This window comes from Limosilactobacillus reuteri subsp. simiae (assembly GCF_020784875.1).
In the GTDB taxonomy this organism is placed as follows: domain Bacteria; phylum Bacillota; class Bacilli; order Lactobacillales; family Lactobacillaceae; genus Limosilactobacillus; species Limosilactobacillus reuteri_H.
The window spans coordinates 45,709-51,833 of the sequence record NZ_JAJGUI010000091.1; the positions used below are offsets into that span (position 1 = coordinate 45,709).

Here is a 6,125-nt window from a genome sequence, read left to right on the forward strand (position 1 = left end):
ACGATTTGGTGGTTTTATCCCTTAGTCTGGATCTTTTAATGATTTACCACTCTTAATTTGTTTAAATTGATTGAATGCTTGTTCAATTGTTTGATATTCGTCAGTCGAAAGTTCAATTTTCATGGCTTGTGCATTAGAAAGTACTTGCCGGGCATTTTTAGCTCCTGGAATCACTGCAGTAATCAGTGGATTTTGCAGGTACCATGCGAGAATTATTTGGGCAATTGTAGCATGATGGTTATCAGCAATTGGACGGACGAGATCAACAGCATGTAAGATTGCGCTATAACGCGGCTCTTTAAAATCCGCAATTTGACTACGGATATCATCAACGGGGAATCTTGCATTAGAGGTATACTTCCCGGTTAATAGCCCAGAAGCTAACGGGAAGTAAGGGACAAAGCTGATGTTGTTGTCATGAAGGTAATCTAGCATTCCCTCTGCTAAATGATCTTGATGAAGAAGGCTGAATTCGTCTTCTACAATGTCAACATAACCATCCGCATTTGCCTCTTTGATTTGAGCAAGACTGAAATTGGAAATTCCGATTGCCCGAATCTTTCCTTCTTCCCGTAATTTCTGCAGAGCACCGACTGCCTCCGCTTTCGGGGTATCATGATCAGGGAAGTGCAGATAGTAAATATCAATATAGTCAGTTTGCAACCGTCTTAAACTGTCATTGACTTGCTTAGTAATAAAATCTGGATCGTTATTAATAACTTCTTTACCCGTTGAAAAATCATGAGCGCCCTTTGTTGCAATGATAATTTTATGCCGATCGTAATCTTGAATGGCTTGCCCGATCAGTTCCTCTGAATGACCCAAACCATAGACATACGCGGTGTCTAATAAATTAATTCCATTATCTAAAGCAGTCTTAACAAGATCAATGCCGGCTTGATCATCTAAATCCGGGAAGAGATTATAACCGCCAACAGCGTTTGTTCCAAGACCGAGGGGATTTACTTTAACTTCTGAATGACCGATTGTTACTGGATACATCATGATAAACCTCCTTGTTGGTGAAAGCGTATGCATCAATTACCTTAATTATACTAAAAGTATCCTTGGGATGTGCCTGAATATCTAATTAGAATAGTAAATTAAAGAAACTGAATTGAACGTTAAATTTAATTAAGTCGAGCCTGCTAAGGAGGAGAATATTTGCAACTAGTACCTAAAAATATCAAGCTTTAATTTTTTACTGATGAGTTCAAGGAGTGCTAGCCCGGCAACACTATTACCAGCATGGTCGAGTGCCGGACTGAAAATTCCGATCCCATAATGATTGGGGGCAGCAGAAACTAAACCACCACCGACACCGCTCTTAGTGGGGACACCGATTTTAACGGAATAAGTCCCTGATTCATTGTAGAGACCAGTCGTCATCATGACCGATTTTGTATATGTGGCGGCCTCACTTGAAATGATTCGTTCATTATTCCAAGGAGCGATCCCGTCATTGGCAAGGACGGCACCGAGATTGGCTAAGCTTTGACAAGTGACCATCATTGAACACTGCTTAAAATAGGTATCAAGGCTAAGAGTTACGTCATTGGTGAGGACTCCTTTGGCCTTGAGATAGTAAGCTAATGACCGATTCATATCCCCAGTTCGCAACTCTGATTGGTAAATCTCTTCATTGAGGGTGATATCGGGATCATTGCAGATTTTACGACTAAATTCAAGGATTTGGTCAAAGGGAGAAAGCCCATCTTGTTCTTCGATTAATGAACTGATGAGGATGGCACCACTATTAATAAAAGCATTGAGAGGGTGCGTCTCTTTAGTAATTTCCATGTTAAGGATTGTATCGAACGGGAAGCCGGTTTGGCGTGTTCCCACTTGCTCTTCAACTGCTGACAAGCCTAAACGTTCAATGGCGTAGAGGAGGGTGATTACTTTCGAGACACTTTCGATGGCAAACCGAACTTGCGATGCGCCTGCTTCTACTTTTTTATCATTTGTGACGTCGAAAAGGTAAACGCCAAGTTGATAAGGATCAACTTTTGCTAAAGCGGGAATATATGTCGCTACCTGTCCTTCGTCAATTTTGCTCCAACATTCTTGAATTGCGTCATTAAGATTCATGATAGTTCTCCTTTAATTAAAAAAGCTGGGAAAATTTGTCCCCAGCCTTTACTTTAGTTATTCTCAATCCGTTTTAATTCTAACAGACTACCAGTATATGCATCAGCAATAAACTCGTAATCTACTTCTTCGCCATCTTCTAGACGAGAAACGCCGCCTTCATAAGCATGGGTTTTAACCGCAAATCGTTGGAAAGGTACTGCTTTATCATTGATCCAGCTACCGGTTAAAGAACCTTCACTTGCAAAATCGTTCTTGACTAATTTTAAGATCCGCTCGGCAGATATTTGGCGGTTACCAAAAAGTTTACCAGCGATAAAACCGGCGATTCCAGATGCACCTAATGTGACTGGAATCAGCCAGGGATTGAGGGAGTTATTGTTTGCATTCATATGATTGCTTCCTTCACTATTTAAATTTAATCCGTTCTTAACTTCTCATTTATTCTATCATTTTTAATTATTAAAATCCAAATATCTAGTCCTTGCAAGCAGATTACTTACAATAGATAAGAAGCATGGTATAATATTGCTAAAATGATATAAGGATGAGGATTATGGAAAGATTACCACAATTAAAAGAAGATCAATTAATTGAAACTATTGGCAATGGCAAGGTCGTCCTTTTCTTTACAGCTGGTTGGTGCCCAGATTGCCGTTTTATTAAGCCGGCAATGCCTGAGATCGAACAAGACTTCAGTGATTATACTTTCTATGAAGTTGATCGCGATGAAAACATCGACCTCGCTGCTGAATTAAATGTATTTGGAATTCCAAGCTTCATTGTATATGATAATGGTAAAGAAATTGGTCGATTTGTCAATAAAGATCGTAAAACTAAGCAACAAGTTGAAGATTTTTTAAACAATTTGAAGTAAAATAAGAAGGCTGTGAAAATAAAGGGACTGAATTATTCAGCCTTCTTTAGTTTTAAATTAGATTTTCATAGTCTTCTTTTTATGTAATAATATAAAATGGTAGATTATATTAGAGAGAGGAATATTTGATGTTAATTTCAAGTTACAATCCCAATGAATTAGGCGACATTTTAGTCGTTATTACCGCTCCAGATGCGGATGACCAAATTACTAAGATTGCTGATGATGTAGCTCAGATCACCGCTGAAAAAGATGGTGCATTACTTGGCTATAACTTTATGAACGCCAGCAAGATCTTACCAGAATTAACAAGTGAAAACGGGCAAGTATTTTTAGATGCAGCCCAAGTTGAAAAATTAAATGCAAAGTTACAAGAAGCGGGCTTTGATAAGCTCTTAACGGCTGACGAAGATCCTAAATTTGTGGTCGGTTATGTTGAAAAGATCACTGACCATCCTAAGTCTGACCACTTAAAAGTAACGCAAACACGGATTGCTGATGATAAGACTGTCCAAATTGTATGTGGATCTCCTAATGTTGCAGAAGGTATTAAAGTCGTAGTTGCTCGGCCTGGTGCGATGATGCCAGACGGTAAGATCATTTGGCCTGGTCAATTGATGGGTGTTGATAGTGACGGAATGCTCTGTGGTTTCCGTGAACTACGGATTAAGAACGCTCCAGACGAAAAGGGCTTGTTCATTATCCCTGATGACTGGCAAGAAGTCGGTGAACCGGTTGATTTTGCCAAGGCCGATACGTTCTACCCAGAAAACTAACAAAAAACAGCTGATTACTATTGCCAAAATTTTATAATGCTTTATTATTTAGTGAGGGATGGATCATAGTTACTGATCTACCCCTCGCATTTATTTTAAATTGAATTGTTGAAAGGAATTGGATTGATGGAACAAAATACATATTACTTTGTTGGTATTAAAGGGACCGGGATGGCCTCTTTAGCACGTATCCTTCATGACAAAGGACACCAAGTACTAGGTTCAGATATTGAAAAGGAAACATTTACACAAGCGCCATTATTAGCGGCGGGAATTAAAATTTTGCCATTTGATCCAGCCAATTTGAAACCAGGGATGATTGTTATCCAAGGAAACGCTTTTGATGATGATCACCCAGAGATTAAACGAGCACATGAATTAGGCCTTAAAATTTTAAGTTACCCTGAGGCTGTTGAAAATGAGGTTAAGAATCATACTAGTATTGGGATTGCCGGAGCACATGGTAAGACCAGTACGACTGCATTGTTATCACACGTATTAGCAGCAGTTGAACCAACTAGCTACTTGATCGGTGATGGGGTAGGTAAAGGAAATGCGGATGCACGCTTCTTTGTTTTTGAAGCCGATGAATACCGTGATCACTTCCTTGCCTACCATCCAGACTATGCAATTATGACAAACGTTGACTTTGATCACCCTGATTACTTCAGCGATTTGGCAGATGTCCGTGATTCATTTGAAACGTACGGTAAGCAAGTTCAACGGGCAATTTTTGCTTGGGGAGACGATCCTAGTCTTCGTGACTTAAACGTTGATGTTCCGGTTTACTACTATGGAACTAATCCAGATGATGATTTCCGGGCAGAAAATATTCAACGGACACCAGAAGGCTCAACATATGATGCTTACTTCCGCGACCAAAAGCTCGGCACATTTACCATCCACTTATACGGTGAACACAGTGTTCTTAATAGCTTAGCAGTCCTAGCAGTTGCATACATGGAACACATGAACATGGATGAGATTCAACAGGAATTAGCCAACTTTAGTGGGGTAAAGCGCCGTTTCAGCGAGACTGACATTGCGGATACAACCATTATTGATGACTATGCTCACCATCCAAGCGAAATTAAAGCAACAATTGATGCGGCACGGCAAAAGTATCCAGATCGGGAAGTTATCGCTGTTTTTCAACCACACACATACTCACGGTTGGCTGCTTACATCGATGGCTTTGCAGAATCGCTTAGCCGGGCAGATAAGACTTTTGTTACCCCAATCTTTGGTTCAATTCGTGAAAATGCTGGAAATGTTTCTAGTGCTGATTTGGAGCAACGGATTGACGGTAGTGAAGGCATCGACATGGATACCATGGACAAACTTTTGCAATACCATAATGCAGTAGTTGTTTTCATGGGTGCCGGTGACGTTGAAAAGTACGAAGAAAAGTACAAAGAATTGTTAAAATAATTAAAGATTTACTTGAACGAAATGGTGGCCTCTGCTACCATTTTTATAATTAGTCAAATAAAGTCAAATTAAATAGAAAGAGGGAGTTTTGATGAATAACTTTTCTCAAGAACCAGGGCGTCGGGTTGTCACTGACGCAGCTGGCTTGAATAGTTTCTTGACCCGAATGTATGGAAATATGACGCTGGCAGTTCTTGTTTCTGCATTTAGTGCTTACTTGACCATGGGGGTATTCCGGAGTGCGGTTTTCGGTTTCTTTAGTGCTCACCCTGGAATGGTTTGGGTTATCTTATTGCTACCGATTGCTTTGTCAATGGGGGTAAGCTTTAGTGCTACCCGGAACCCAGTTGGGGCATTTGTTATGCTGATGCTGACGGCAATAATCTATGGTGTCGAGTTTGCAATTATTGCTGGTGTTTATTCGGGAGCAAGCATTGCCTCAGCTTTCGTATCATCCGCGGCTGTTTTTGTCACGATGGCTTTGTATGGGACCATTACTAAGCGCGACTTAAGCAAGTTTGGTGCTCACGCGATGGCTGCCTTGATTGCTTTAATGATTGCTTACCTTATCAACATGTTCTTACAAAGTCCGGCGATTGCTTACATCTTCTCCTTTATCGCTGTTATTATCTTTACTGTTTTGACAGCATGGGATGCACAAAAGATGAAGCAGATCTACGTTAATTATGGCGGCGAGGTATCAACAAATGGTTTAGCTGTTCTAGGTGCTCTTCAATTGTACTTAGACTTTGTAAACCTCTTTATCTCACTTCTCCAAATCTTTGGAATGAGTGACCGAAATTAATTGAAAAGGCTAAGAAAAAGCAAAAACTTTTGGATATCTGTCAACTGGTATGGTTGACTAAAAATACTTCCTACGAAAATGTAGGGGGTATTTTTTTTACGAAAAAATACAATCGATTCTTAAAAAGAAAAATTTTTGATTGGCA

General features: G+C 39.9%; 7 protein-coding genes. 4 read left to right on the forward strand and 3 right to left on the reverse strand.

The annotated features are described in order from the left end of the window. Positions 1 to 21 precede the first annotated feature (21 nt). The 3 genes from LMC10_RS02810 to LMC10_RS02820 form a co-directional block, all read right to left on the reverse strand. On the reverse strand, positions 22 to 1,002 hold the full coding sequence (locus LMC10_RS02810) for an aldo/keto reductase (protein ID WP_229268867.1): 981 nt from the start codon (positions 1,000 to 1,002) through the stop codon (positions 22 to 24). Positions 1,003 to 1,170: 168 nt separating this feature from the next. After that, positions 1,171 to 2,091, reverse strand: a complete 921-nt coding sequence (gene glsA, locus LMC10_RS02815) for a glutaminase A (protein WP_229268864.1) — start codon at positions 2,089 to 2,091, stop codon at positions 1,171 to 1,173. Positions 2,092 to 2,144: 53 nt separating this feature from the next. After that, the gene (locus LMC10_RS02820) at positions 2,145 to 2,483 is read right to left on the reverse strand and encodes a PepSY domain-containing protein (protein ID WP_065533125.1); all 339 of its coding nucleotides are present in this window, start codon (positions 2,481 to 2,483) and stop codon (positions 2,145 to 2,147) included. 164 nt (positions 2,484 to 2,647) lie between these two features. Here LMC10_RS02820 and LMC10_RS02825 point away from each other — a divergent pair, with 164 nt between their 5' ends. From LMC10_RS02825 to LMC10_RS02840, 4 genes are all read left to right on the forward strand, one after another. After that, the gene (locus LMC10_RS02825) at positions 2,648 to 2,968 is read left to right on the forward strand and encodes a thioredoxin family protein (protein ID WP_113897495.1); all 321 of its coding nucleotides are present in this window, start codon (positions 2,648 to 2,650) and stop codon (positions 2,966 to 2,968) included. A gap of 128 nt (positions 2,969 to 3,096) precedes the next feature. Continuing rightward, positions 3,097 to 3,744 (forward strand): YtpR family tRNA-binding protein, encoded by a 648-nt coding sequence (gene ytpR / locus LMC10_RS02830; RefSeq protein ID WP_003668498.1) that lies wholly within the window; start codon positions 3,097 to 3,099, stop codon positions 3,742 to 3,744. A gap of 126 nt (positions 3,745 to 3,870) precedes the next feature. Continuing rightward, the gene (murC, locus tag LMC10_RS02835) at positions 3,871 to 5,175 is read left to right on the forward strand and encodes a UDP-N-acetylmuramate--L-alanine ligase (protein ID WP_229268865.1); all 1,305 of its coding nucleotides are present in this window, start codon (positions 3,871 to 3,873) and stop codon (positions 5,173 to 5,175) included. A gap of 91 nt (positions 5,176 to 5,266) precedes the next feature. After that, complete coding sequence (locus tag LMC10_RS02840) at positions 5,267 to 5,980, forward strand: Bax inhibitor-1/YccA family protein (RefSeq protein WP_229268866.1); 714 nt, start codon at positions 5,267 to 5,269, stop codon at positions 5,978 to 5,980. Positions 5,981 to 6,125 lie beyond the last annotated feature (145 nt).